Source organism: Fibrobacter sp. UWB7, from assembly GCF_900142945.1.
Lineage (GTDB): Bacteria > Fibrobacterota > Fibrobacteria > Fibrobacterales > Fibrobacteraceae > Fibrobacter.
In genome coordinates, this window is record NZ_FRCO01000009.1 from 1 (window position 1) to 24,494 (window position 24,494).

The 24,494-nt window shown below is 49.7% G+C and carries 20 protein-coding genes; 7 read left to right on the top strand and 13 right to left on the bottom strand.

Annotated elements, in window-relative coordinates; genetic code table 11:
* Window positions 1-524: 524 nt before the first annotated feature.
* The 5 genes from BUC30_RS15015 to BUC30_RS15035 form a co-directional block, all read right to left on the bottom strand.
* The gene (locus tag BUC30_RS15015; protein WP_073443196.1) at window positions 525-1,970 is read right to left on the bottom strand and encodes a carboxylesterase family protein; all 1,446 of its coding nucleotides are present in this window, start codon (window positions 1,968-1,970) and stop codon (window positions 525-527) included.
* Window positions 1,971-2,110: 140 nt separating this feature from the next.
* Complete coding sequence (locus BUC30_RS15020; RefSeq protein ID WP_073443198.1) at window positions 2,111-3,478, bottom strand: glycosyl hydrolase family 5; 1,368 nt, start codon at window positions 3,476-3,478, stop codon at window positions 2,111-2,113.
* A gap of 259 nt (window positions 3,479-3,737) precedes the next feature.
* Window positions 3,738-4,763: a phosphoribosylformylglycinamidine cyclo-ligase gene (purM, locus tag BUC30_RS15025; RefSeq protein WP_073443201.1), complete on the bottom strand. Its 1,026-nt coding sequence runs from the start codon at window positions 4,761-4,763 to the stop codon at window positions 3,738-3,740.
* A 39-nt stretch (window positions 4,764-4,802) separates the two neighbouring features.
* Window positions 4,803-5,603, bottom strand: a complete 801-nt coding sequence (locus tag BUC30_RS15030) for a cyclic nucleotide-binding domain-containing protein (protein ID WP_073443203.1) — start codon at window positions 5,601-5,603, stop codon at window positions 4,803-4,805.
* A gap of 3 nt (window positions 5,604-5,606) precedes the next feature.
* Window positions 5,607-6,812: an ABC transporter substrate-binding protein gene (locus BUC30_RS15035; protein ID WP_244536682.1), complete on the bottom strand. Its 1,206-nt coding sequence runs from the start codon at window positions 6,810-6,812 to the stop codon at window positions 5,607-5,609.
* Window positions 6,813-7,001: 189 nt separating this feature from the next.
* Between BUC30_RS15035 and BUC30_RS15040 the strand changes: the two genes are divergently transcribed.
* Window positions 7,002-7,853 (top strand): hypothetical protein, encoded by an 852-nt coding sequence (locus tag BUC30_RS15040; RefSeq protein WP_073443207.1) that lies wholly within the window; start codon window positions 7,002-7,004, stop codon window positions 7,851-7,853.
* A 17-nt stretch (window positions 7,854-7,870) separates the two neighbouring features.
* Here BUC30_RS15040 and BUC30_RS15045 read toward each other — a convergent pair whose 3' ends face one another.
* Together BUC30_RS15045 and BUC30_RS15050 are read right to left on the bottom strand one after the other, a co-directional pair.
* A complete protein-coding gene (locus tag BUC30_RS15045; protein WP_073443209.1) occupies window positions 7,871-8,650 on the bottom strand; it encodes an NYN domain-containing protein in 780 nt (259 codons plus the stop codon).
* Window positions 8,651-8,800: 150 nt separating this feature from the next.
* Complete coding sequence (locus tag BUC30_RS15050) at window positions 8,801-9,766, bottom strand: tetratricopeptide repeat protein (protein WP_244536683.1); 966 nt, start codon at window positions 9,764-9,766, stop codon at window positions 8,801-8,803.
* Window positions 9,767-9,958: 192 nt separating this feature from the next.
* Here BUC30_RS15050 and BUC30_RS15055 point away from each other — a divergent pair, with 192 nt between their 5' ends.
* Window positions 9,959-10,168: a hypothetical protein gene (locus tag BUC30_RS15055; protein ID WP_244536684.1), complete on the top strand. Its 210-nt coding sequence runs from the start codon at window positions 9,959-9,961 to the stop codon at window positions 10,166-10,168.
* A 162-nt stretch (window positions 10,169-10,330) separates the two neighbouring features.
* On the opposite strand, the gene BUC30_RS15060 is transcribed toward BUC30_RS15055, so the two are convergent.
* The 5 genes from BUC30_RS15060 to secA form a co-directional block, all read right to left on the bottom strand.
* Window positions 10,331-12,172 (bottom strand): ABC transporter substrate-binding protein, encoded by a 1,842-nt coding sequence (locus BUC30_RS15060; protein WP_073443213.1) that lies wholly within the window; start codon window positions 12,170-12,172, stop codon window positions 10,331-10,333.
* Window positions 12,173-12,190: 18 nt separating this feature from the next.
* Window positions 12,191-12,511, bottom strand: a complete 321-nt coding sequence (locus BUC30_RS15065) for a nucleotidyltransferase family protein (protein WP_014546153.1) — start codon at window positions 12,509-12,511, stop codon at window positions 12,191-12,193.
* A 43-nt stretch (window positions 12,512-12,554) separates the two neighbouring features.
* Window positions 12,555-13,655 (bottom strand): metallophosphoesterase, encoded by a 1,101-nt coding sequence (locus BUC30_RS15070; RefSeq protein ID WP_073443215.1) that lies wholly within the window; start codon window positions 13,653-13,655, stop codon window positions 12,555-12,557.
* On the bottom strand, window positions 13,652-14,284 hold the full coding sequence (gene tmk, locus BUC30_RS15075; RefSeq protein ID WP_073443217.1) for a dTMP kinase: 633 nt from the start codon (window positions 14,282-14,284) through the stop codon (window positions 13,652-13,654). The genes BUC30_RS15070 and tmk overlap by 4 nt, the downstream gene beginning before the upstream one ends.
* A gap of 289 nt (window positions 14,285-14,573) precedes the next feature.
* On the bottom strand, window positions 14,574-17,564 hold the full coding sequence (gene secA / locus BUC30_RS15080) for a preprotein translocase subunit SecA (protein ID WP_073443219.1): 2,991 nt from the start codon (window positions 17,562-17,564) through the stop codon (window positions 14,574-14,576).
* A 341-nt stretch (window positions 17,565-17,905) separates the two neighbouring features.
* On the opposite strand from secA, the gene BUC30_RS15085 reads away from it, so the two are divergent.
* Genes BUC30_RS15085 through BUC30_RS15105 form a run of 5 tightly spaced genes read left to right on the top strand, consistent with a single transcriptional unit; the run spans window position 17,906 to window position 23,245 of the window.
* Window positions 17,906-19,312: a histidine-type phosphatase gene (locus tag BUC30_RS15085; RefSeq protein WP_073443221.1), complete on the top strand. Its 1,407-nt coding sequence runs from the start codon at window positions 17,906-17,908 to the stop codon at window positions 19,310-19,312.
* 6 nt (window positions 19,313-19,318) lie between these two features.
* Window positions 19,319-20,395 carry a tetratricopeptide repeat protein gene (locus BUC30_RS15090; protein WP_073443223.1) on the top strand — a complete coding sequence of 359 codons (1,077 nt, stop codon included), beginning with the start codon at window positions 19,319-19,321 and terminating at the stop codon, window positions 20,393-20,395.
* A gap of 9 nt (window positions 20,396-20,404) precedes the next feature.
* A complete protein-coding gene (locus tag BUC30_RS15095) occupies window positions 20,405-21,532 on the top strand; it encodes an iron-containing alcohol dehydrogenase family protein (protein WP_073443225.1) in 1,128 nt (375 codons plus the stop codon).
* Between the two features lie 31 nt (window positions 21,533-21,563).
* Window positions 21,564-22,169 (top strand): LemA family protein, encoded by a 606-nt coding sequence (locus tag BUC30_RS15100; RefSeq protein ID WP_073443227.1) that lies wholly within the window; start codon window positions 21,564-21,566, stop codon window positions 22,167-22,169.
* A gap of 20 nt (window positions 22,170-22,189) precedes the next feature.
* The gene (locus BUC30_RS15105; RefSeq protein ID WP_073443229.1) at window positions 22,190-23,245 is read left to right on the top strand and encodes a glycosyltransferase family protein; all 1,056 of its coding nucleotides are present in this window, start codon (window positions 22,190-22,192) and stop codon (window positions 23,243-23,245) included.
* 122 nt (window positions 23,246-23,367) lie between these two features.
* Here BUC30_RS15105 and BUC30_RS15110 read toward each other — a convergent pair whose 3' ends face one another.
* The gene (locus BUC30_RS15110; RefSeq protein WP_073443231.1) at window positions 23,368-24,060 is read right to left on the bottom strand and encodes a hypothetical protein; all 693 of its coding nucleotides are present in this window, start codon (window positions 24,058-24,060) and stop codon (window positions 23,368-23,370) included.
* Window positions 24,061-24,494: the final 434 nt, after the last annotated feature.

Consider the following 24,494-nt stretch of genomic DNA (forward strand, 5'->3'; position numbering starts at 1 on the left):
TCGTAAATTTGACTTCCAAGAAATTTTCTTGGGCCGTCACTAAGCACATCTCCGATTCCTTCAATCTTCCCGAAAGTCTCGCGGGCTTTCGCTTTACTCTCGATTCTTCGTTTTGACCGTCGTTTCGAGGGTGAGACCAATTATAGAATATTCGGGAGGAAAAACAAGGGGGTAGCGTAAAAAAATTTCACTTTTTTCAATAAAAACGGGTTGTATTCACCAATAATACACAATATTAACAATCTATAAACAGAAATCTTTTTTGCTATCGACGAAAAATGACTGGTTGGGAGCAAGCCCCAACCTCTTAGGCTCGGTTATATCCATGCAAGCATGGCTGCAACATTGACGCTTTGCGTCTTGCCAAACGGCTCAGCCATGCCCGTGCAAGCACGGTCGCGGCATTCGCCTTGGGGCATACTCGCCTTTTGAGGTTGTCTTCACTTCGTTCAGGGTGACGAATGAAAAAATATCCCGGGAGCGGAGCTTCCGGGACGTTTTAAGCGAAATTTGACTGAAGCGACCTACTTTCGAATGAGCACTCGACGTGGATTTTCGCCCTGAACATGCAGGAAATACACACCGCTATTTGCGTTGGAGAGCAAAATCGTTTCACCCTTGGAGGCTCGACCAAAAAGCACACGCTTTCCCTTCAAGTCAAAAACTGCATAGGCAACGTTTTCACCACGAACAACCGTAAAGCTCAAGTTACCTTCGCCCATAGAAATCTTCGAGGACTTAGCCATAGCGACTAGCGGAGATATCGGCAATTCCCCAGCTTCAGGAATCGAATCAATCGCAAGCCTGTACAAGAAATCAAAAGCCTTATTCTGTACAGAGTCCGCAAAAACAATTTCCTTACCATCTTTACCTGTACGGGTCGCATCATAGAATTCATGCTTCAATCCATAACCTACAGGATTATAGAATTCATGATAAACTTTATTTTTTGTCAAGACGGAATCAATGAAGTAACTTCCATAAAGCGTCGGTGTATGAACTTCAAGATGGATGGCACTTGCAATAGTGCTATACTTTTCAGGAACGTTGTCTGCCAACATCTTATCTGCCTGTTCCATTGCATAGCCCACCTTATACGGCATTACATAATCAGAATCGCCATGCGCTAAGAATACGGGAACCTTGCTATTCTTGAGAATTGCTGGATCATGCACAGCCCCCCAAAGAGCCACCACTCCATTTGCAACACCGCCCACTCCCTTAGGTCCATACCGATCTAGACCGCCCAGCGGGATTGTGTCGTAGACATACGCACTTTGTTCGTCAGAAAACTCCTTGATATATTGCGCTCCATCATACAGATAGCTTGGAAAATCTTTTTCCCCGAGAGCATAGATATTCTCCAGCCCCAACAAGGCGCCGGCGCTATTTCCGAGTATATATATTTTATTCGTATCAATACGAAGAGATTTCGCATTCGCTCTCAAATAACGGATAGCGGCATTCACATCCTGAGCGCTTTTGTAAACGGTACGAGCAAAATCCACACTATCGATGACAAATGTCTGTTTTTGATTCGACATCAAAACACCTAGACGGTACTCCAATGACGCCGTTACAAAACCACGTGCAGCAAGAGAGTCAACATAGGCAACAGCCTTCTGGTCAAAAGAAGTCTTTGTCCCTGCCACAAAGGCGCCACCATGACAAACCAACACGGCAGCCCTATTTTTAGCATCATCCCCCTCGGGTTCATAAATATCCATTTGCAACGGCTTGAGGCTTACGCCTTCCTCGCTGTACATATAGAACATCGGACGGATATTAAACATGTCCATCATCGATGTCAGTTCATTGTAAAACATTTTATCTAAAAACGGAACACTGTCGGCAACGGTCACCGTTGTGGGTAATCCCGTTTCAAACAAGCGGTCTTTATAGCGAACACCATCTGCAGCAAAAGCGTAAACACTGCACAAAAGCGCCGCCACATACAATTTGATCTTCATATCTCCTCTCCTACTTGACAGATTTTCGTAAACATAATTTAACTTTTTATATAAACAAAGTCAAGTAAAAACGCCCGAAAGCAGAGCTTCCAGGCGTTTCCAATTGCGATTAGGCGTTCTCGTTTGCTTTTTACGAACGTTTAGTTCGGCTTGCAACCGTTCGGATATTCATCCGTCAAGCATTCTTGTTCTTCGAGCGGATCACCTTCCTTATAGGTAGACCAGTCGTCGTGCCACTTGTAACGGTTATCCTTAGTCTTGTTGATACGCGTCATGTAATGGTCGATGAGGTACTGCGGGCATTCCACTTCTTCCCAATGGTAGGTCGGATTGTCTGCAGCCATGTACCAGTCAGCAAACCAATGGCAACCACGGAGCAAGTTCGGAAGTCCAGCGGAACCGAATGCGGCGTCGCACATGTCCTTCACGCATTCCTGATAAACTTCAAGCTTGTTATCGTAACCATGCTTGCTCTGGCATTCGGTAAGGAAGCCACCAAAGCCTGCGCCCCAGTTGATATTAGCGCCGTTCACCTGAGTCGAAAGTGCATCGAAGGCACCCACGCCACCGCCCGGAACCATGAGGTCGAACTGGCCGTTTTCCACATCGTGACCGATGTTGGACGTCATCACGACAATGTGCTTGCCCTTAAGAGCCTTGTGAGTTTCCTTCGGGGCATTGTTACCGCTAGCATCCTTGAAGGAGCCATCATACTGCAAGTGGAAGCACTTGCCGCAAGTCGTCTGGGAACCAGGACCTGCCACATAAGCGTAAGAGAGGTTTTCGTTCACGGCGATAGGAGCCATGTCCGTGCAAGTGAACACGCCCTTTTCCTTGGCATTTCCGCAGGCGCTGTTCGTACCTTCAAAGCCAAACCAGTACTGCTGCACAGCGTGGCCAAGCGTAAAGGTCGGAACTTCAACGTCATGGATGTTGCAGTTACGGGCGGTCGTCATGCCCTTTTCATAAGATTCCTGCGTAGTCGTATCGGTCTTGCCTTCCTGACCATCGCTAATCCAGGAGCAGTGCGGCTTACAGGCATCCCAATAACGGCTGTTCCAGCCCTTGTTGCCATTGCTCAAGATGTCCTTGGTGTATTCAGCTGGAGGCGGACCGTAAGATTCGAGAGTCGGGAAACCATCGGCACCCACTTCCGGTTCGGTACTGCTAGAGCTTTCGGCAGCAGACGAACCCGGAGTTGCGCTAGATGTCGGATTTACAGACGAACTAGACTGAGCCGGATTAACATTGGAGCTGGAACCTGGATTCGGGGCGACCGCAGAAGAACTCGAAGACGATTCAGAACCGCCACCCAAGCCCGGATCAACAGTAGAGCTAGAACCCGGATTCGGGGCAATTGTGCCAGAGCTGCTAGAAGCACTCGATAAATAACCCGAATCGCTCGACGGCGTAGTACTGACCGGCGCTATAGTAGAATCATCAGAGCAGGCGCTGAACATTGAAAAAGCACCTGCGACAATTAAAGAACTCAGTAAAAGTTTTTTCATATTTTTCCTTTTCACACCTCGTTTAAAATTAGATTTTATTCCAACAAAAGGCACGAAAAAAAGTTTTTTGAAAGCTGTTATGTGAGATGCGACAAAATAGACGGTAGGAAGTAGACAGTAAGAAGTGGTTAGAAAAAGAAAAGGCCGCACTTGCGTGCAAGCCTTTTGGTTATTAGCTATTAGCCAATAGTCATCAGCCTTAGTTAGGCGCAAAAGGCGCGATTATTTAAACCAATAACCAATGACCAACTACTAATGACTAGTCGCGGAACTTCACCTGCTTGGTGCCGGCGACAACTTCACCGATCTGCGTCCACTTTTCACCCTTAGCTTCGAGGTGAGCGACGACTTCAGCCTTGTCAGCCGGGTCGATGAAGATGAGCATGCCCATGCCCATGTTGAACGTGGAGTACATTTCGTCCTTTTCGACAGAGCCAGCCTGCTGGATGAGCTTGAAGATCATCGGAGGATCCCACGTGGTGCGGTCGATAATCACGTCGACGTTGTCCGGAAGGATACGCGGGATGTTGCCCTGGTAGCCCGAACCCGTGATGTGAGCAAGGCCCTGGATCTTCTTCTTGTTGCAGAGATCGATGAGGCTCGGGTAGTAGCTGCGGTGCGGAGTTGCAAGAGCTTCGCCGATGGACTTGTCCATGCCGTCAACGACAGTGTCGACCTTGTAGCCGGCCACGTCAAAGAGAACCTTACGAGCAAGAGAATAGCCGTTTGTATGGAGACCCGTGGACGGGAGACCGAGGATGATCGTACCCGGCTTGATCGACTTCCCGTCGATGATGTTTTCGCGTTCCACGACACCCACGATCGTACCGGAGATATCGTAGTCGCCCGGACCGTAGAAGCCCGGCATTTCAGCAGTTTCGCCACCGATCAAGACGAGGTCGTTTTCGCGGCAGGCCTTGGCCATACCGGCAACGAGCTTGTCCATGACACCCGGTTCCAAGCGGCCCGTAGCCACGTAGTCGAGGAAGAACAGCGGACGTGCGCCCTGAACGAGGATATCGTCACAGCAGTGGTTCACGATGTCCTGGCCCGGCAGTTCGTGCGTGCCCATTTCGATATCGACCTTGAGCTTGGTGCCCACGCCATCAACGGAGCTCACGAGGACAGGGTCCTTCATGCCGAGGTGGTTCAGCGTGAACAGGCCACCGAAGTTGCCCACGTCGCCGAGAACGCCCTGGTTGAAAGTGGTACGTACGGACTTCTTGACACCGACCATTGCCTCATCGGCACGTGCCAAGGAAACTCCTGCGTCTGCGTAATTCATCTTTTTTCCTTTGCCCTACGAGCGGGCAGCGATTTGTCCCTATTTACGGGCACTTTGTTTTTCATCAATATTTCTGAGCGCATCAAGGATGAGGCTTGTGGTATCCGACATCTGGTTGATGTTTACGACATCGGGCATCACGTGCGTATCCAGCTTGAACAATGTTTCGTCACCCCAGGAGAGCATCTTTTCGAGTGCATCCGGACCTGCAAGCTTGCCGCACTTGGCACAGCAGATACGTCCATCCTGGAAAGCGATAAAGCCCGATTCACCGGAGCATTCGAAAATGACCGTTCCGGTAATACGGCTCTTTTCCATCGTCTGCGCAAAATCAATAAACGGAAGAACCTTCGCTGAAGCCAAAAGCGACAAGCGTTCGAATTCATCAAGCGCCTGGTTCTTTGCACGGAGACGATCCGCCATCACCTTGTAAAGGTAAAGCAAGGCGCTCGGATTCTTGTCGAGGAACCTCAAAAATTCAGCCTTCGGAATGTGAAGCACCGTGCAGCCGTCTTCGGCGGCAATAATCGTATTGGCAATAGGTTCGTTACACAGGACAGACATTTCGCCAAAGCAAGAGCCGCTTTCCAAAGTCGCAAGCGCGCTGTAATGACCGTCCGGCAGAATCTGGCCGCAAATAATCACGCGTCCACTCTGCAAGACGCAGAAGCAATCGCCTTCGGCTCCGCCCTGGAGGATGATTTCGCCAGCATCGTATTCACGAATCTGCGAATTTAAAAGCAGATAGTCCGCATATTCCCTGGGTACCTGTTGCAAGAACGGTACTCCGAGGTCATATTGAGCAGAAATCCAATCTCCAATACCTGTGTGTGACATCATACGCTAAAAAGTATAGATATTTCTGTACCATTTGTAACTAGTGTCAATCGAATTTACCCCCGGAACGGAGCCTTTTATGCATTTTGTAAGATTCCAAAGGAGTTCCGCCGGTCGCGTGATGGCTCCTTCGTAAAAATCATTACCTGCCCCTGGACCCTTGAGCCCATCATTCTGGAAAACTTGCTTCTCCTTAAATGCCTTGATATTTTTCACGCGAGGTTCAAGAGCCAGGATTTCATCAGCCGTTGCAAACATGGACGGATTGACCCAGACATCGACACTATCGACAAGCGCATAGACCTCCTCGAACGAGAACGTGAGTTCACGCGAAGTATCGGAAGCCCACACATAACAGCCACCCGCATCGCGAACCAGATTCGCTGTAAAGCTTTTGCCGCCAGAAGCGTGCCACACACCGCCATAAGACATGCCCGCGAGAACGCGAGGGCAATGTTCAGACGAATGACGAGAGACGAGAGACGAGAGGGAATCTGCAGAAGCAATCAAAGCCTTTAGTGTTTCGTACTTTTCTTTCTCTTGTCTGTAAATAGAATCAGCTTGAGCGCGGATGCCGAACAGAATTCCGTACAACTTAATCCATTCCAGCTTTGCTAGCGGGGTATTTTCCTGCCATTCCGATGTGAGCATCAACGGAAGGTTCGTGCGTGCAATTTGTTCGTAGTTATCGTAATCACCGCCTGTAGTAAAGTCGAGCACCAAGTCCAGATTGAGCGCCATCAGCTTTTCCAAGGCGCCCGCATCGTAACCAATACTTGCTACAGATTTATTCTTTGCACGTTCATACAAAATGCTATCCACGATGTACTGCCCGTCCGAGACGCCGACAATGTTATCACGGAGCCCAAGCCGGAGCATGTAGCCAACCTGCGAGGTCGAAAGGGCTGCCACATGGTGAAGCGGCACACGCAACACCACCGCCGATAACCACTCCTCTGGGAACCCCCGACGTTGCAAATCCGTCCCGAGAGCAGCCGCAGCAGAATCCATCATCACATACTTGTGGACGAGCGTATCCTTGCCAACCACGGAACGCACAACAGCGACATCCACCCCACACAGTTTGCCAATCGAGAAATAGTCGCTCTCGACCGATTCAAACTGAACGGATTCACTACACTTTACCATCGCCGATTCAGGCTGTGAATCTTTCGACGTATCACGGCAGCCCGTCATGGCAAATGCAGCCATCCAGGTTACAAAAAAAACGAAAAACGGCAAAAAACTAAACCGCACCCCTTGGAACGAAGACCAAAACGCCCTTAATTTATTGATTTTCAACATTCTATCGTAAATTTTCATGCACAAAACCAGAAGATAATGTATTTTATTGTTTGATTTAATATCTCTTTTTGAGATTCCTATTAGGAGAGAGCCTTTATGAAGACAAAAATAGCCTCTTTGTGCATGGCCGCGGTGTTTAGCATTCTTGCTTTTGCTAGCAATTCCTCCGCAGCCGAAGAAGGATTTTACGACAAGGACCATATCCGTGGTTTCGTTTCCTTTGGCGGTGATTTCCGCGGAATGTTCAACGGATTCCACGACTACATCAACACGGTCCCCTTCGCCACCGGTACCCTCAAGACCATATCGGATTCGACCGAATACAGGCTGACCGCTAAGCCCAAATACAGCGAGTTCAACAAATACTATCCCAACCTCCACTTCAATATCGGTGCCCAGTACAAGCAGTTCCTGACCTGGGTCAGCATCAACTTTGCAATAACCCAGATTTCGGAACGACCGAGTTCCTCGGCCGCCGCAGTCGATACAAGCGGAAGCGCAGTGGCGTTCCCCCTCTACGATGCACGCTGGTTCAACTATGGTGCCGACTGGATGTTCGGCTGGAAGGTTCTTGGCGAAGACGCATTCTTCAACTTGATTCCGGCTGTAGGTATCGGCTTCAACATGATGAACATCCACTTTACGTCTAACTACGTTGTTACAAACAAAACGAGCAACGAAGAATCCATTATGCGCGACCGTTACTACAGTTCCATTGCAGCATCGTTCAACGCAGAACTCGAAGCACGCCTCCAGTTCGAACAGTTCTCCATCGGTCTCTACGGAGGTTACCGCGCTGTACGCTACAACGAACTTGATGTCGAAGGCGACAAGCTCGACACGTTCGTCTTCAATACAGACAACGACGGTGACACCTGGTTCATCGGTCTCCGTCTCGGCTGGACGTTCCTTAGCCCCTGGGCCAAGAAACAGCAGGACAAGATTTAAGAACGAACTAAATTCTACTAGCCGAGCCTCGCCACTGCGGGGCTCTTTTTGCATCCTGATTTTCTAAAGTTTGGCTTATCACTGTAATTGTCCTTGTCATCAAGCGATGCCATAATCTTTTGCAAATACGCCCGCCAAATGTTAGAATCTGTGGGCTGCGGATTATACGGCAACATGAACAAATTCCTTTCGGCAGAACGTGTAGGCGGATATTTTTCAGCCACCTCTTCCATTGCAACATAATAACCGCTTTGTTCACGCAAGCTCGGATCCGTTCTCCAATAAATCGGAGTCTCCCCTCTTAAATATTCGAAATTCCACCCCAAGAGGAGCATGGGAACTCCCTCACGCCTGAGGCGTTCCGGCAACGTTGAATACTGCCCCTGAGTACTCAACAACACGATGACATCAATTTTATGGTAGTACGCATAAAGGTATGCGTCCTCGACAAGCTGCATATTCGGTCCCATCTTCTCAACTTTCTCAGGGATATTGTAATGGACCTCGAACCCAGCCATCATAAGCTGCTTTTCCAAACGGTCTATGCCATCGCCGTATAAAGGTTCCTGACGATCAACACGCCTGACATACGGATGGTAATAATGAGCTTCCACTTCGACCGGACAACCTTCACGACCCAAAAGTTTCATGGAGTAATCCCTGACCCAGCCCTTGAGCGCCTTGAAATCCAGACGTGCATGATACCGGTGGTATTTAAGGTAATACTCGTTGACTTTTTTAAGCGTGTAGCCGTCCAAAAAGAAACCGACTCGCAATACCGATAACTGGCTCGACATAAAAAACCTCCTGATATGTTAATGAGTTTCTACTTATTAACACGCTTTTTTGCCGAGTTTATTCCACTATTTTTTGATAATTTTTTTTAACAATAAGAATTGCCCAATAATCATGGGTCAATGGTCATTAGTTTTTTTTACTACTAAAGGCTAAATCAACTTGCGATCAGTGAGGTCGTCGATAAGCGAACCGGGCATCCACTTCTTAAGTTTCTGGTAATCCGGATCGTTGAGCTTTTGACGCTGCTCTGCGGACTTGGCATCATCACCGGCGTCATGATAAATGCGGATGAGGTTCAAGACAGAACACCAGTAACGAATGGACTTGCCAGTGCGTTCGAGGTAGTCGGCAGCGCTCTTTTCGTAAATAGTAGCTGCCTCGTCGTAACGTTCGAGCCTGTAAAGCATGTCTGCCTTGATCTGGAGCATCACCGGATGATTCGGAGCCTTCTTAAGCCCACGTTCGGCAAGCGAAAGCCCAGTCTTGTAATCCTTGCGGTCGTAGTGCATCCAGATAAGCGGTGTCAGGAACAGCGGCCAGAATCGTGCCGAGCGCAAGGAGCCGGAATCGAGAATCTTGAGGTACGCTTCGCGATTGTCCGACTTGAACGGGAGCCAGCCAAAGCTGTTATCGACATAGTAGGCGTAAATCGCATAGAAAGCCTTCGACTCGTAATCCTTGGCATCTTCGAACTGGCTTGCAGCCGAGCGCGTCTGCATGGCGCCCTTGACGGAATGTCCCGTCTCGGTAAGCACGTAGCCGATCTCAAAATTACGGAGCGCATCCCACAGACCTTCGGTCTTGCAGGTTTCAAGATTCTTGGCGGCAACCTTGAGCGACGTGGTATCGCCCTTGTCGTCGTACATGCTCACGCGGATGATGTTCTGGAACACGCAGCCGACCCCGTCGTTTTCGAGGCGGAGCTTGCGGGCCAGGTTGAATGCTTCAACGTAGTTGAGTTCCATCGTCTTTTGCGTGACCTGTTCAGCGAGTGCATTTTGCGTCGGAGAAAGTGCAAAAGAAAGCTCGTCGGCAACGGAAATGCCGGCGACCATTAACAGCGGTGCGATGAATCTCTTTAGCATTGTCTGTAATTTAGAAACTTTCGTCTGCATAAGCCATCGTCCATTTTGGAATATGACAAACCTTGTTTCTTGAGGTAAAAAAATGTATAAATACAATAGATGTTAATAAGAATTAAACATATTATTAACACTTTATTAAAGAAATTGCAGCTAAGTGGTTACTAGAAGAGGAATTAAAAACTCATCCAGGCGCCACAACAACTCTTTTCTATGGAGGCCACCATGAAGATGTTCCACAAGACACAGACCACGGCTCTCTACTACTTGCTCCACACTGGATTCCAGGCCTTCAAGGCAAGGATCAAGGACGAGCTGACCTCCACAAGCGGCATCAACCTCGAAGATATCATGGACGATTCGAACCTCTACGCTTATTACCAGCAAGGCGAATCGGCGGACTTCGTAGCGGCATGCATCGCAGCGAATAGCTAGTTTCTCTCTCTCAATTCCGGAATTACCGGTTTTTCCTCCTAGAAAAAGGACCCTGTGGCAATGCCGCAGGGGTCCTTTTTAATAAAGCTTGTGCAATTACAAGACTTAACTGGATCCTTCGCTTTCGCTCAGGATGACGGGGGTCGAAGATGACGTAATGCGTTACTTCTTTTTCTTGGACTTGGCGGATTCTTTTGCCTTGTCCTGGCGTTCGCAGGTCGTCACGACTTCGAACTTGCCCTTGTTCACTGTAATGATCTTCGTATTGGCATTTGCACCGCGACGGAACTGGATGTCACCGTAGATGCCCTTGAAGTCCTTGGTCGCATTGATGTAATGCGTCATGTCATCATCTTTGCCCGTCACAGCGGCAAGCGAAGTAAAGATGATGTTTGCGGCATCGTAGCTGAGACCGCTTACCTTGTCTTCACCCGGTTCCACGCCCCAACGAGCCGTGAAGTCCTTCACAAAGTTCGTGTAAGCCGTGTTGCCCTTGTTCATGTCGATGCTCGGAACGCTGAAGTAAGAACCTTCGACAAGGCGCTTGCCCTGAATCAAAAGTTCACGACCATACCAGCCGGATGTTCCGAGATATGTGCCGGAGACCTTGTTGAAAGCGGCCTGGCTCACCATGGCACCTGCATCTGCCGGATTTGTTGCCGGAATGAAGAGGCCCGGGAATTCAACGGTAGAGTCGGCGAGGTAAAGCTTGCGGTCACGAGGGTTCACAGAGTTCAGATCATTCACGCCCTTAGCGATATTGCGACGGCGGTTTTCCTGATTGAAGCGGACATCGCGCATGAGGTTGAATTCCGTCTTGTAGTCCGGACGGCCTTCTTCGTAATTGCGGAAGCCGACAACATCACCACCACGACGTTCAACAGCACGGGTAAAGCTTTCGGACATGGCCGTACCGAAATCGCCGAGCGGGCTCATCACGCCAAATTCGCGGATGTCGAGGCACTTGATAGCGAAGTCCGCAATCGTCTGGGCGAGGATGTCCATGGTGAGGTTCACTTGGAAGATGTTCGGACCAAGCTTTGCGATGCCTGCATCTGTTGCAGTCGGAGTAAGCATCGGCACATGCTGGAAGTTTGCACCAAGCCATGCGGCGACAGACGTTGCCGGAGCACTCATGATAGGACCGATAATGGCAATGATGCTATCCTGGTTCACAGCGCGCTGTGTACGCATAAGAGCGATAGCGGCATCGGCGTGCGTGTCCTGGAAGATGATGTTCACCTTGCCCTTAAGGTTCGCCTGTTCATAAGCGAGGAGAGAACCCTGCACTGCGGCGGCACCGAATTCGGCAAAGTCGCCGGAGAGCGGAGCGAGCACGAGCACGGTCGGAAGACCGGCGCCGAGACCTTCAAGAGCGCTTATACCTTTCTTGGCGGTCTTCTGCAAATTCTCGGAAGAAGTTGTCTTGAGAACCTTCTTGTACCAGTATCTAGCAGCACGGTAACGCTTGGCGTTCTGGCATTCGCGGCCCAACTGGAGCTGCATCCAGCCCATCACTTCACGATCGACAGGATACTTTTCAAGCAAAGCCTGGAGCTGGTCTGCGGTAAGGAGAGATGCTGCCAAAGTCTGGATAGCTACTTCCTTGGCACGGGACCTTGCAGCCGGGTTGGTCGAGTAAGAGAGCACGCGGAGCATGGCTTCGACACCATCAAACACGGAACCCTTTTCGACATCGACAACAGCACGGGCGAGTTCCATACGTTCGCGGTAAGCGGACTTCACATGGTATTCCAAGAAGCGGGAAGCCACATCGTAAGCATCGTCCTTCTTACCTGTGCGGAGGTAGCATTCTGCAAGCATGACAGAAGCCTTTTCGCCTTCAAGCTTACGGAAAGATGCATTGTAGATTTTCTGCAGCGGAGCAATCGCATCCGAGCAGCGGCCGCTTTTAACCACGGACTTGACGCGTTCAACATCGTCCTGTGCAAAAGCCATGGTAGAAAGAGCAGCAGCTAAAAATAGGGGTAACAAGCGATTCATATTCAAACCTCGCCAGCCTTACTGGAAGCTATCGGCGGCCTCCTGAATGACAGAATGTTCTTTCTTGATTTGCTTTTGAAGAGATTCGGGGAGCTTGGACCAGTCGACAATATCGACACGGAACGGGAGTCCGCTTTCAACAAACGCCTTTTCCACCGAAGTCATGTCATCAAGGGAGATAGGGGAGTCCGAGATGACTGCCAATTCCAAATCCGTATCCGGGGTCAAATCTACGCCCGTGACACGTGTGCCGTACGCCCAAACTTCAAAGCCCTCAAAATGGAGCCCAAGAATTCTCTGTACGGTTTCTAACTGATCCGTTTCTAAGCAAAGAGTCATAGTTCCCTAAAATATAGTTAATGTATTTTGACACTGACTGTCATTACAGCCGGTCGGGTACAAAACGGAGGAACAAGAGCTCGGTATCGCTACCAATACGGACCGGAGGACCCCAGGAATCAACACCGCTAGAAACGAGCCATTTGACCTGATCTAATTCGCCAAGACCATAGGCGAGGCGCCAAACCCAGTTGATAATGAGTGTTCCCGGGAAAAACTGACCATTGTGCGTGTGACCGGACATGGCAAAGTCAGGACGGCGGCCAGGGTGGTCTTCTTCGATGCCACGTGGCTGGTGATCGAGGAGAAGCCAGGGGAGTTTAGATTCTTCAGCCGTAGGGCGCAAGTCAAAAAGCGGCTTGCGTTCGACATCACGCATTCTGGCAACGCTATGGTCTACACGACCAGTAATACAGGCAAAAGGCGTACAGACGGTGGAGTCTTCCAGCACGACGAAACCGTTATTCTGCATCCACTTTTTAAAGTCACTCCCTTCGCGTTCAAGTAACCCTTCGTGATTCCCGTCGATAGCAATAGCAGCCATCTTGGCGGTTGCGGCAAGCTTTTGCACCAAGAAGTCGTATTCCCAGGCAGAAAGCGTCGAATCCACGACATCCGAAAAATCTCCGCCAAACAGCACCAAGTCCGGGTGGAGGCTATCGCTCACATGAACGATGCGTTCCATCTTTTCGCGCTTGAAAATCGGGTCGATGTGGAGGTCGCTAAAGAAGACCGCCGTAAATTCTTTTTCGGTCGGAATGGCAATCTTGAACTCGCGAACATGGAAGTTCTCGTTTGTGCCAGCACCTGCAATGCGGAAGATAACCGTGAGTAACACAGTCACGAAAAGCAAAAGTCTCGCCACCGAAATTTCAATGCGTCGGTCAAGCGGCTTCTTGACGATAGCACGGCGAATACCACGGATAATCCACCAGAGAATATAAAAGAAGAGTGCTTCGGCAAGCCAGACGGCAAAGAAGGACATGCCAAGCGATGCAAAATAACTTGTTCTAAACAAGAAGCAGATGGGGAGGAGGATCACCGAAATTCCGGCAATGACGCTTCCCTTGATTCCAGGCGCCACCATCCTGACATTAAAGAACAGGAAGAGTACGCCAAAGATGAGTATGCAAAAAAAGATCATTTCAGTTTCGCTTTAATAAGTGAAAGGACATCTTGGTGGACTTCATCGGGAGTGCGGTCTGCATTGACGACACTCACGCAATCGCTATAATCGCGACCTGCGGCGAGATAGCCTTCGCGGACACGCTCGAAGAATTCAGCCTTTTCGCTTTCGAGGCGGTCGGGGGCGCCACCACGAATGGCCATGCGCTTGCGGCTTGATTCGACGGTCAAGTCGAGAACTACAGTGAGTTCTGGGAAGCAGCCTCCGCAAGTGAATTCCGTGAGGCGCTGGACTTTATCGGCACCGAGCCCGCGGGCATAACCTTGGTAAGCAAATGTGCTCCACGCAAAACGGTCGGCGATGACGATGTTCCCTGCATCGAGCGCGGGTTGAATGATTTCGTGAATCACTTGGGCGCGGGCGGCATTGTACAACAAAAGTTCGGTATCATCTGCCATGATGCCCTTGAAAGCGGGGTCGAGCAAGAGTTCGCGAATGCGTTCGGAAATTTTTGCACCGCCGGGTTCACGCAACCTCACGACCTTGTGGCCTTCGGATTCAAGCACGCGGACAAGCATGTCGATTTGTGTGGACTTTCCGGAACCGTCAATGCCTTCGAGGCTGAAAAATTTCTTCGCAGTTTTCATAAGAACAAATATGCAAAAATTTTTTGGCTGAGCGCCAATGGCTTTTTCTTATTTCATAAAAGTACATCATGCGGGCGGGGCCCCAGCTCGGAGTTGCGAAGGCCGCACGGGCCCCTCCCTGCACCCTCCCCATCCTTGGCCGACGCTTTATTCTCTCGACGAATTCTTATTTATTCAAAACAAACTGAATATCTCGCTTTTTTTTATGGATGTAAAAAAATCCTCGGCGGGGAAGCCGAGGATTTTTCAATTGCATTTTGTGCGGGAGTGCTCGCGATTCTTGGTCGAATTATTCGACGTCCTTGCCGTGGCACTTCTTGTACTTGAGACCAGAACCGCACCAGCAGAGGTCATTGCGACCGAGCTTTGCACCAGCCTGCTGCTGGGCACGCTTCACAGCGGCAGCAAGGGCGGCGTTAGCGGCAGCGGAACGGTTCGGGCGAGTACCCGGGAGAGCGCTCTGCGGCATCGGCTGAGCATCCTGCTGATCTTCGGAAAGGGCATTCGTTTCAGAAGAAGCGGCCTGACCGGCGAGACCTGCGGCCTTTGCGCCTTCGGCACTCAACTGTTCGGAAGAACCTTCACTGGATCCTTCGCTTTGCTCAGGATGACTTTCTGCATTAGTTTCGCCAGCGTTACCTGCAACAGCGGCGGCTTCTTCAGCAGCCTTGCGTTCGGCATCGATCTGTTCCTGGCTCTTGAGTTGGAGCTGGTCCGGAGAGACCGTCACACCGTTCGGGAGTGTGATGCGGATGTTCAAAATGCGGAGAGCCGTAAGCGTTGCAATCTTTTCCATGCAGCTTTCGAACATCTTGAAGCCATCGTTCTTGTAAACCATCAGCGGATCCTTCTGGGCGTATCCGTGGAAGCGGATAGCATCCTTCAGCTGGTCCATAGCATACAAGTGTTCCTTCCACACCTGGTCAATCGTCATGAGGAGGAAGCGACGTTCGATATTGCGGAAATCTGCATCCGGAATAATCTTAGTGAGCTTGTCGTAACGCACCTTGCAAAGTTCGATGATTTCTTCGAGCACCTGTTCCGGCGTCTTCGATACAGCTTCATCAAGCGTGAGGCTGTATTCCATGCCGAGCGTGCGCTGCAAGTCTTCGTGCAAGCCTTCGAGATTCCACTGTTCCGCATAGCTCTTTGCCGGGATGTAGTTAGAAACCTTGATATCGCAAGCATCTTCGATGCGGTTCATGATTTCGTCACGGATATCTTCACCGTTCAAGATGCGGCGACGAAGCCCGTAAATCACCTTGCGCTGTTCGTTCATCACGTTATCGTAGTCGAGCAAGTGCTTACGGATATCGAAGCTCTGGCTTTCGACGCGACGCTGGGCACCACGGATGGAGCGGGAAACGATCGGGTGGGTAATCACTTCGTCTTCGCCCACGCCAAAACGGTTCATGAGGTTCTTGACGTTGTCGCCACCGAAGATACGCATCAGGTTATCGTCGAGGGAGAGGAAGTACTGGCTAGAACCCGGGTCACCCTGACGGCCGGAACGACCGCGCAACTGGTTATCGATACGGCGGGATTCATGGCGTTCCGTACCGAGCACATGCAAACCGCCGAGTTCAGTCACTCCCGGTCCAAGAGCAATGTCAGTACCACGACCAGCCATGTTCGTTGCAATCGTCACCTTATCCTTGTGGCCGGCGTACTGGATGATTTCAGCTTCACGGCCATGGTTCTTGGCGTTCAAGACTTCGTGCGGGATGCCTTCCTTTTCGAGCATGCCGTGGAGGATTTCGGACTTTTCGATGGAAGCCGTACCCACGAGGAGCGGCTGCCCCTTCGCATGGCGTTCCTTGATTTCAGCAACAATGGCGCGCCACTTGGCATCTTCGGACTTATAAACGAGGTCCTGCAAGTCCTTGCGGATGCACGGCTTGTTCGTCGGAATGACCCACGTGTTCATGTTGTAAATCTTGATGAATTCCGTTGCTTCGGTTTCAGCCGTACCGGTCATACCGGAGAGCTTCTTGTACATACGGAAGTAGTTCTGGAACGTGATCGTCGCAAGCGTCTGGTTTTCGCGGCGGATCTGCACGCCTTCCTTAGCTTCGATAGCCTGGTGAATACCGTTAGAATAGCGGCGGCCTTCCATCAAGCGGCCCGTGTTTTCGTCAACGATGATGACTTCGCCATCACGGACGATATAGTCGACATCCTTTTCAAAGAGGTACCAAGCGCGGAGAGCGTTATCGAGGAAGTGAACCCAGTCGGCATGTTCGCCATAGAGGTTCGTAATGTGCATCAAGTCCTGGATGTGGAGCACACCCTTTTCCGTAAACTGGATGTTCTTGTCCTTTTCATCAACAGAGAAGTCCTTGTTGCGGACGAGCTGCTTCGAAATTTCGTTTGCCTTGGCGTACTTTTCAGTAGCGTCTTCAGCAGGACCACTAATGATGAGCGGCGTACGGGCTTCGTCGATCAAGATGGAGTCGACTTCGTCAACGATACAGAAGTTGAGTTCACGCTGCACGAGCTGGTTCGGTTCTACCGCCATGTTGTCGCGGAGGTAGTCGAAACCGAATTCGTTGTTGGTACCGTAAGTCACGTCGGAGTTGTAGCTTTGACGGCGCTGTTCAGCATCAAGGCCATTCACAATGAGACCGACCGTAAGGCCGAGGAACTTGTAGACCAAGCCCATCTGCTTAGCGTCACGGCCAGCGAGGTAATCGTTCACCGTCACTACATGCACGCCGTGGCCAGAAAGACCGTTCAAGTAAACCGGGAGAGCAGCGGCAAGCGTCTTACCTTCACCGGTAGCCATTTCAGCAATAGCACCTTCGTGGAGCACGAGACCACCGATCATCTGCACATCGAAAGGCAACATGCGGAACGGCTTCACGGATTCCGGATAGAGTTCGCGAACCTTCGCGTAGAGAGCTGCCGGGAGGTAGACTTCCCATTCATTCTTTCCGCTTTCGAGTTCAGCCTTAGCCTTGTTCACGGCTTCCTGGAGTTCCGGGCCGAGGCGGCTAAAGTCAAAGCCAAATTCCGGCTTGAAGATATTGAAGATACCGAGACGGCGGTCGCAAGCTTCGCGGCAAACGGCAAAGGCATCAACCTTGATATCGTCGAGGGTAGCTCCATTATTCAGTTTTTCGCGGAATTCGGCGCTCTTTGCAGCAAGTTCCGCGTCATCGAGCGTTGCGAGAGCCTTGCAGGCTTCGTGAATTTTCGCAATCACCGGGCGGAGCTGTTTCACCTTACGTTCATGAGGTGTACCAAAAATCTTATGGAGTACTGTATCTACAATGCTCATGGTTGTCCTTGATTAAAAATTAAACGTGGTTAAAAGTAGCAAAAGATGTGCCAAATATATTTTCGTTTCAAGTTGAAATAGCGGCTAATCGCCTAAAATTTGGGCTTTATTCTATAAAGTACGTCATGCGGGCGGGGCCCCAGCTCGGAGTTGCGAAGGCCGCACGGGCCCCTCCCTGCACCCTCCCCATCCTTGGCCGACGCTTCCAATCTCACAACGTCAACCTTTCATTTCTTTATAACAACCTAACATCCCACTTAATACTAAATAATTATAGTCTTGATACTCATTTTTATTATTACATGAATAAACCAAAACATCAATAATATTATATTAGTAATATGAAAAAATTGGATTTTGCAAAAGGGATTTTTGTACTTGCTGCGGGATTTTTCCTTGCCGCACCCGTGAACGCACAGACTAGCGATGATGAACTCGCCAAACATCCCGAATTCACTTCAAGTGGCTATTTAGTGTACCCGGAACCCGTAAATATTAAATATACGAAGGCACCAGCCGGCTACAAGCCATTCTATATCAGCCATTACGGGCGCCACGGCAGCCGCTACCACCACAACGACGAAGAATACAAATACCTTTTTGAAACTCTCGCCAAGGCAGATTCCGCCCAGAAACTCACCGAACTCGGCAAACAGACGCTCGCCTATACGAAAGTCCTCGTAGACAAGGCAGCCCCCCGCAAAGGCGACCTCACGCAAGTGGGCGTCAAGCAACATGAAGGGATTGCAAACCGCATGTCCAAAAATTTTGGCGATGTTTTCAAGGACTGGAATATCGGCGGGAAAAAGATTACGCCGTACGTCAGGTCGTATGCGAGCACGAGCGGTCGCTGCATCGTGAGCATGGCAGCCTTCATCGGAGAGCTCCGTTCGCTGAACCCGAAAATCCATTCCGAGCTCATCTCCGGCAAAAGCTACATGAAGTTCATCAGCGCCTTTGACTGGGGCAAGCTCGACTATTCCAAAGTCAAGACGTACACAGACGAAAGTGACAAACTCTGGAAAAACGTCAATCCGCAACAGTTCCTAGAAAAGCTATTCAACGACTACAATTATGTTGTAAATAACGTGGACACCAACGGATTCTACAACCATTTCTTTGAAATTGCAACATCGCTCCAGGGGATGGACAAGCCGCTCCTCGACGAAATCGCCCAAGCCGCCAAAGTGCCCGCTGACACCTTTGTAAACCTGTTTACCACTGAAGAAAAGATTGCACGCTGGAAAGCGCAAAACGCCTGGTGGTACAGCCTTGAAGGCACAAGCCCGCTCATCAACCGCCCCGATGGTCTTAACTTCGCCAAGCCCACGCTCCAGAACATTCTGGAAGAAGCCGACGAAGCGATTGCCGTGGATACAACGATAAATGCGCGCGCAGCACAGGCGCCGATTGCCGCCACACTCCGCTTTGGCCACGACGCCACACTTCTCCCGCTATCCGCACTCATGCAGCTGCCCGTCGCCAATGCCAAGGTTTCGGACCTCTCCAAATTGCACGAACAATGGAACGACTTTAGAATCATCCCGATGGCGGCAAACCTGCAAATGGTATTCTACAAATCAAAAAACAAGCCCATCCTCGTCAAAATTTTGTACAATGAAATTGAACAGACCCTGCCCATCGAATGCAAGGCTCAAGACAATGCGAAAAATGCGCAATGCCCCGCCGCCCCGTACTACCGCTGGGAAGATGTTCGCAATTTCTATAGCGCCCTTCTCAAGAACTAACTTACCATGAAAAAATCCATCGCTCTCATTTTAGCTCTAGCCGTCACGCTTTTTGCTGCGCCAAATGCAACCTCTAAGGCATCGTCAAAAGCTTCCAAAGCCGAAGCCGTCAAAAAGCTCGTTGATCAAGGTGTACAATTCCATGAACAAGGGCAGTACGACGAAGCTCTAGCCAAGTACAAGGAAGCCGAGAAAAAAGACCCGAAGAGCGCTCTCGTCAAATACGAGATGGCTTTTACGTACCACGCCAAGCGCGACTTGGACAAAGCGCTCACTTACGCCAGAGCCGCGACAAAGCTGAAAGGCGAGGGACTCGAAGAAAATCTCTACAGCCTGATCGGAACCATTTACGACGACAAGGGCATGCCGGATTCTGCAATCGCCATCTACCGCGAAGCATTCGCCAAAGTACCAAACTCGTTCAACATTCCATACAACGCGACCATCACGTATATGCGTATGAACAACGCCGACAGCGCCTACGCTTGGGTCAGACGGAGCATCAACAATTCCCGCACGCATGAAGGCAGCTACTATTACACCGGATTTTTGTCGAGTCAAATGGGCAAGTGGCCTCAATTCTATGCGTATACCATGTACTCCACGTTCATCAGCAAAAAAGCCGAAATCATCCGCGACAACCTTTCGAGACTTTACGGTCGAACAAAATATTTTGTTATAAAGAAAGACAGTACCGTCGAAATGTACAAGCCGACGATCAAGCAAACCGGTAGCGATTCTACAGTCAATAACGAATTTTTGCTTGCTATCCAGACCATGCTCGTCACGGATACGCTCGGCAATCGCAAGCTCTACGATCAAGATTCCACTTCATCACAACAAATGGAATTTTTGATCCACATTCTTGAAAAAATAATCAAGCTCGTCGCCTTCACCGATGAAATTGACGACCCGATCCAGAGATTTTACCAAGGACTCATCCGCGAAGGTCTCGTGGAAGCCTTTATTTACTCTATTTGCGAACCGATTGACCGCCCGACATTTGCACAGTGGCTCATCAAGAACCGCAATGAACAAGGGCGACTTTACCACTGGTTCAACAAAGAATGGCTGATGCTGTAAGGAGACTCCATGCGATTTTATGTACCTACGGATATCTACGTTGAAAAGGACTGCGTGAAGAACCACGCGAAAGAAATGCTTGCCGTCGGAAAACGCGCGCTCATCGTGACCGGACACAGCTCTGCTAAGGCTAACGGTTCCCTGAACGACGTGACCGAAGTGTTAAACGATGGGGGAGTCGCCTACCAGATTTTTGATGAAGTCGAAGAAAACCCGTCCACCGATACAGTGGGGAAGGGCGCACAAATTGCACGGGAATCCAATGCTGATTTTATCATCGGCATTGGGGGAGGTTCCGCTATCGATGCCGCCAAAGCTATGGCGATTCTCCTCGTGAATCCAAACGTGAACGCAGATGAACTGCACAAAACGCCGAGCCATCCGCTCGACCATGCACCCGTTGTCGCCGTCCCGACCACCTGCGGAACAGGCTCCGAAGCAACTCCCGTCGCCATCATCACGAACCACAAAATCAATTTAAAGAAGAGCATCCCGCACCGAATTTTCCCGATGCTCGCGCTCGTTGACGGAAAGTATCTCGCCTCCGCCAAAAAACAACTGATCGTAAACACCGCCGTCGATGCACTCGCGCACATGGTCGAAAGCATCCTGAACGTTCACTCGAACATACTCAACCGCATGTGTCCGGAATACGGTCTCAAGCTCTGGGGAGAGTGTAAAGAAGCGCTCCTTGCCTCGGGAAATGCCGCAAAAAATGCCGCGCCCATCGATGCTAGTATGTACGAAAAACTGATGTACACCTCTACAATTGCAGGCATGTCCATCGCCATGACAAGCACCGCCGTACCACATGGCATGAGCTACGATCTCACGCTCAGCAAAGGCACACCGCACGGCCCTGCCGTCGGATATTTCCTCGCCGCATATGTCGAAATTTGTCACAAAAAAGTTTCGAATGATGTTGAAAAAGTCCTCTCGCTTTTAGGTCTGCAAAGTGTTGAAGAATTTGCTGAAATGCTCCACAAGCTCATCGGCACATGCACCGTCACTCGCGAATTGCGCGACAAGTTCGTCGCCGCGATGAAAACAAATCACTCCAAACTTGACCTCGTTCCCGGCGGCATCACCCCCGAAGAAGTCGAGTACATCTACGATAAATCGTTAGTCGTAGAATAGTTTTTTATATTAGCCAAAAACCGGAGATCTTATGAAAAAAGCTTTAATCGCCGTTATAGTTGTCGTCGTCATCCTGCTCATCATCGTAGGGAAGGGTATCGGCACCTACAATAACATCATCGCCCTCGAAGAAGGCGTAAAGACCCAATGGGCACAAGTCGAAAATACCTACCAGCGCCGCTTTGACCTCATTCCGAATCTCGTCAGCACTGTCCAGGGCGAAGCCAACTTCGAAAAGAGCACCCTCACCGAAGTCATGGACATGCGCAGCCGCATGGGCGGAACTGTCAAACTCGACGAAAGCCTCATGAACGACGAAGCCGCCCTCAAGCGCTTTCAGGAAATGCAAGGCAGCTTGAGCGGAGCCCTCCAGCGCCTCATGGCAGTCTCCGAAAACTACCCGGATCTCAAGAGCAACAAGAGCTTCCAGGAACTCCGCGTGCAACTCGAAGGCGCCGAAAACCGCATCGCCGTCGAACGCAAGCGCTACAACGAAACCGTTCAGGCATACAACACTACCATTCGCCAGTTCCCGACAAACCTTATCGCAGGTTTCGCAGGCGCCTCCCCGAAAGCCCTCTTCTCTGCTGACGCTGGCGCAAGCGTAGCCCCAAAAGTTCAGTTTGACATAAAGTAAGAAACACTACTTTTCCAACTATGAATAGAACGCAAGTTATCGTGCATCCTTATGATATGGCGCAATCCGACTGGGTTCGCTGCATTTTGCCCTGCACCCAATTCATGGGACCTAACGATTTCCAGATCGTGCCGTCTGTCACCCAAATCGTCTGCACAAACAAAGACGCGCTCAAGCAGACACGAGCTGTGATTTTGCAGAAGCCGACGGCACCGGGACGTGCACAGCTTGCGTTGTTCTATGCAAAGCTCAAAAAGGAATGCGGGTTCAAGCTCGTAACCGACCTAGATGACTTGCAGTGGGATTTGTCACCGGTGATCGCTTCGTACGCAAAACAGATTCCGAATCACGACCAGATGATGCTCACGAGTCTCAAGCAGGTCTTGCCACTGTTCGACGTGGTGGTCTGCTCGACGCGCTACCTCGCAAGCCGCATCAAGTCCGACCTTGGCGTAAACGCGGTCGTGATGCCGAATGGAATTTCCAAATCGCTGTTCGGAATGTCGCAGAGGATGTCCACCTTCACAGGAAAACCGAAGGTGATGTATGCCGGCAGTCTCGGGCATTTCACCGCTGAAATTCCGGGCGACCTCGAAGGTGCATGGATCCCCTGGATCCGTAAGCACATTGAAGACGGGAGCATTGACTTCCAGATTTTTGGCGAGCCGGATTTTCTGAAGGACCTCGACGGAAAATACACAAAGATTCCGTACACATGCTTTTTTCCGTTTGCGCAGACAGTCGCAAGCTACAAACCAGACTTTTTCTTGGCTCCACTCGCCGCCAACAATTTCAACCGTGCAAAGAGCGATTTGAAACTCAAGGAAGCGGCAGCACTCGGTGCAGTCTTCATCGGGAGTGATTTCGCAAGTTCTCCGTACAGCTACATCCCGAAGGTACAACTGGTCAGCTCAAGCGCAACAGTCGACGATCTCGATGCGATTTTCAAGAATCTCTGCGAGCCGGAAAAATTTATGCAGGCGCTCAACTGGCAATACCAGGCGATGGAAGAAAAGCACTGGGCGCACGAAGACCCGGAATTCCAGAAAAAGTACGTCGCGACGTATTTCGGTTAATTATGCCATTCTGAGCCAAAGAGTTGGGACTTTAGTCCAATCTAGTTAAGTCACGACTTAAAAAATAACTGGATCCTTCCCCTTACAGGGTCAGGATGACGGTCAGCGATTTCAAAAAAAATTTACTGTTTGTCGCGGAGCTGATCGGCAGCACGTTCTATTTCGCGCTCGCGGATAATTTCATCAACACGTTTGCGGAAAAGTGTTTCTGTGTGGACATTGTAAAGTTCACGTTCTTGCGCAATGTAGAACATGAAGCATTTGATGTACAGCCCAATGCTCACGACGGTTAAAATGTTTTCAGCCAAGCCACGAATTTCTTCACCGGTAGGATTACTGAAACCCATAAACATCAGCGCCAAACATCCAATTGAAGTCAGGAGCCATCCGATCAAAAATTTTCTCGGAAAACGTTCTTTAAAAATTCCACGTTCCTGCATGCAATCCTGCTGACGTTCTACCATGTCATTGAAAATCCAAAAATGCAAAATGAATCCGACAAACGGAATGCAGGTAAGGAGGACTGCGCCCATAGGAGAAAAATCCGTCACAGAAATAATTCGCAGGTTTGCAATCGATCTATGCAGCCACGACAAAAAACTGACCAAAAACGCAATCAAGGAAAAAAGCATTCCCAAACTGACCACAGCTCCGAAGGCAATGCGAATCAAAACTGAAGCAGTCACAGTATTATCATTCGCACCAGGCAACATTGCATTAATAGGCGTGCTCCAAAAGAAATACAGGATGAAAATTCCAAAGATAGCCTTCATCCAAAAAAGAGCTCGTTCGCCACGTTTCGTATTGTCCTGCATATAGCCTCCACAATGAAATATAATATATGTAAACCAAATAAATGAACACTCACGTACTTTTTTCGGTATATATCGGTAAACGCAATTGTTGACATAACGTGATTACTTTTAAAGAATGAAGACTCATTTATCGAACGTTTTTACATATTATCCACAAAAATTGGTTACGTTTCACGTGAAACACTACTAATGTGGTAAAACCTGTTCATTATTTATAAACAGTTATAACAGATTAAAGGGAAATTTTAAAAATCAAATCTCAATAGTTAATAATATTGAGTCGATTTATCAACTATATAATATACGTTGTATTAAAATTTAGGGTCATGACGCATGTCCAGGTGAAACCTTTTTCAGATTTTATAATGTGAGCAACAAAAAAGCCGAGCTCACAGGGAACTCGGCGTCTAAAAAATCCCGGAACAGAGTCCGGG

Bases quoted from the DNA above. Each gene is read 5' to 3' on its own strand.
- BUC30_RS15015 (WP_073443196.1), bottom strand. From the start codon at position 1,970: ATGAAGATCAAATTGTATGTGGCGGCGCTTTTGTGCAGTGTTTACGCT.
- BUC30_RS15020 (WP_073443198.1), bottom strand. From the start codon at position 3,478: ATGAAAAAACTTTTACTGAGTTCTTTAATTGTCGCAGGTGCTTTTTCA.
- purM (WP_073443201.1), bottom strand. From the start codon at position 4,763: ATGAATTACGCAGACGCAGGAGTTTCCTTGGCACGTGCCGATGAGGCA.
- BUC30_RS15030 (WP_073443203.1), bottom strand. From the start codon at position 5,603: ATGATGTCACACACAGGTATTGGAGATTGGATTTCTGCTCAATATGAC.
- BUC30_RS15035 (WP_244536682.1), bottom strand. From the start codon at position 6,812: ATGGCTGCATTTGCCATGACGGGCTGCCGTGATACGTCGAAAGATTCA.
- BUC30_RS15040 (WP_073443207.1), top strand. From the start codon at position 7,002: ATGAAGACAAAAATAGCCTCTTTGTGCATGGCCGCGGTGTTTAGCATT.
- BUC30_RS15045 (WP_073443209.1), bottom strand. From the start codon at position 8,650: ATGTCGAGCCAGTTATCGGTATTGCGAGTCGGTTTCTTTTTGGACGGC.
- BUC30_RS15050 (WP_244536683.1), bottom strand. From the start codon at position 9,766: ATGCAGACGAAAGTTTCTAAATTACAGACAATGCTAAAGAGATTCATC.
- BUC30_RS15055 (WP_244536684.1), top strand. From the start codon at position 9,959: ATGAAGATGTTCCACAAGACACAGACCACGGCTCTCTACTACTTGCTC.
- BUC30_RS15060 (WP_073443213.1), bottom strand. From the start codon at position 12,172: ATGAATCGCTTGTTACCCCTATTTTTAGCTGCTGCTCTTTCTACCATG.
- BUC30_RS15065 (WP_014546153.1), bottom strand. From the start codon at position 12,511: ATGACTCTTTGCTTAGAAACGGATCAGTTAGAAACCGTACAGAGAATT.
- BUC30_RS15070 (WP_073443215.1), bottom strand. From the start codon at position 13,655: ATGATCTTTTTTTGCATACTCATCTTTGGCGTACTCTTCCTGTTCTTT.
- tmk (WP_073443217.1), bottom strand. From the start codon at position 14,284: ATGAAAACTGCGAAGAAATTTTTCAGCCTCGAAGGCATTGACGGTTCC.
- secA (WP_073443219.1), bottom strand. From the start codon at position 17,564: ATGAGCATTGTAGATACAGTACTCCATAAGATTTTTGGTACACCTCAT.
- BUC30_RS15085 (WP_073443221.1), top strand. From the start codon at position 17,906: ATGAAAAAATTGGATTTTGCAAAAGGGATTTTTGTACTTGCTGCGGGA.
- BUC30_RS15090 (WP_073443223.1), top strand. From the start codon at position 19,319: ATGAAAAAATCCATCGCTCTCATTTTAGCTCTAGCCGTCACGCTTTTT.
- BUC30_RS15095 (WP_073443225.1), top strand. From the start codon at position 20,405: ATGCGATTTTATGTACCTACGGATATCTACGTTGAAAAGGACTGCGTG.
- BUC30_RS15100 (WP_073443227.1), top strand. From the start codon at position 21,564: ATGAAAAAAGCTTTAATCGCCGTTATAGTTGTCGTCGTCATCCTGCTC.
- BUC30_RS15105 (WP_073443229.1), top strand. From the start codon at position 22,190: ATGAATAGAACGCAAGTTATCGTGCATCCTTATGATATGGCGCAATCC.
- BUC30_RS15110 (WP_073443231.1), bottom strand. From the start codon at position 24,060: ATGCAGGACAATACGAAACGTGGCGAACGAGCTCTTTTTTGGATGAAG.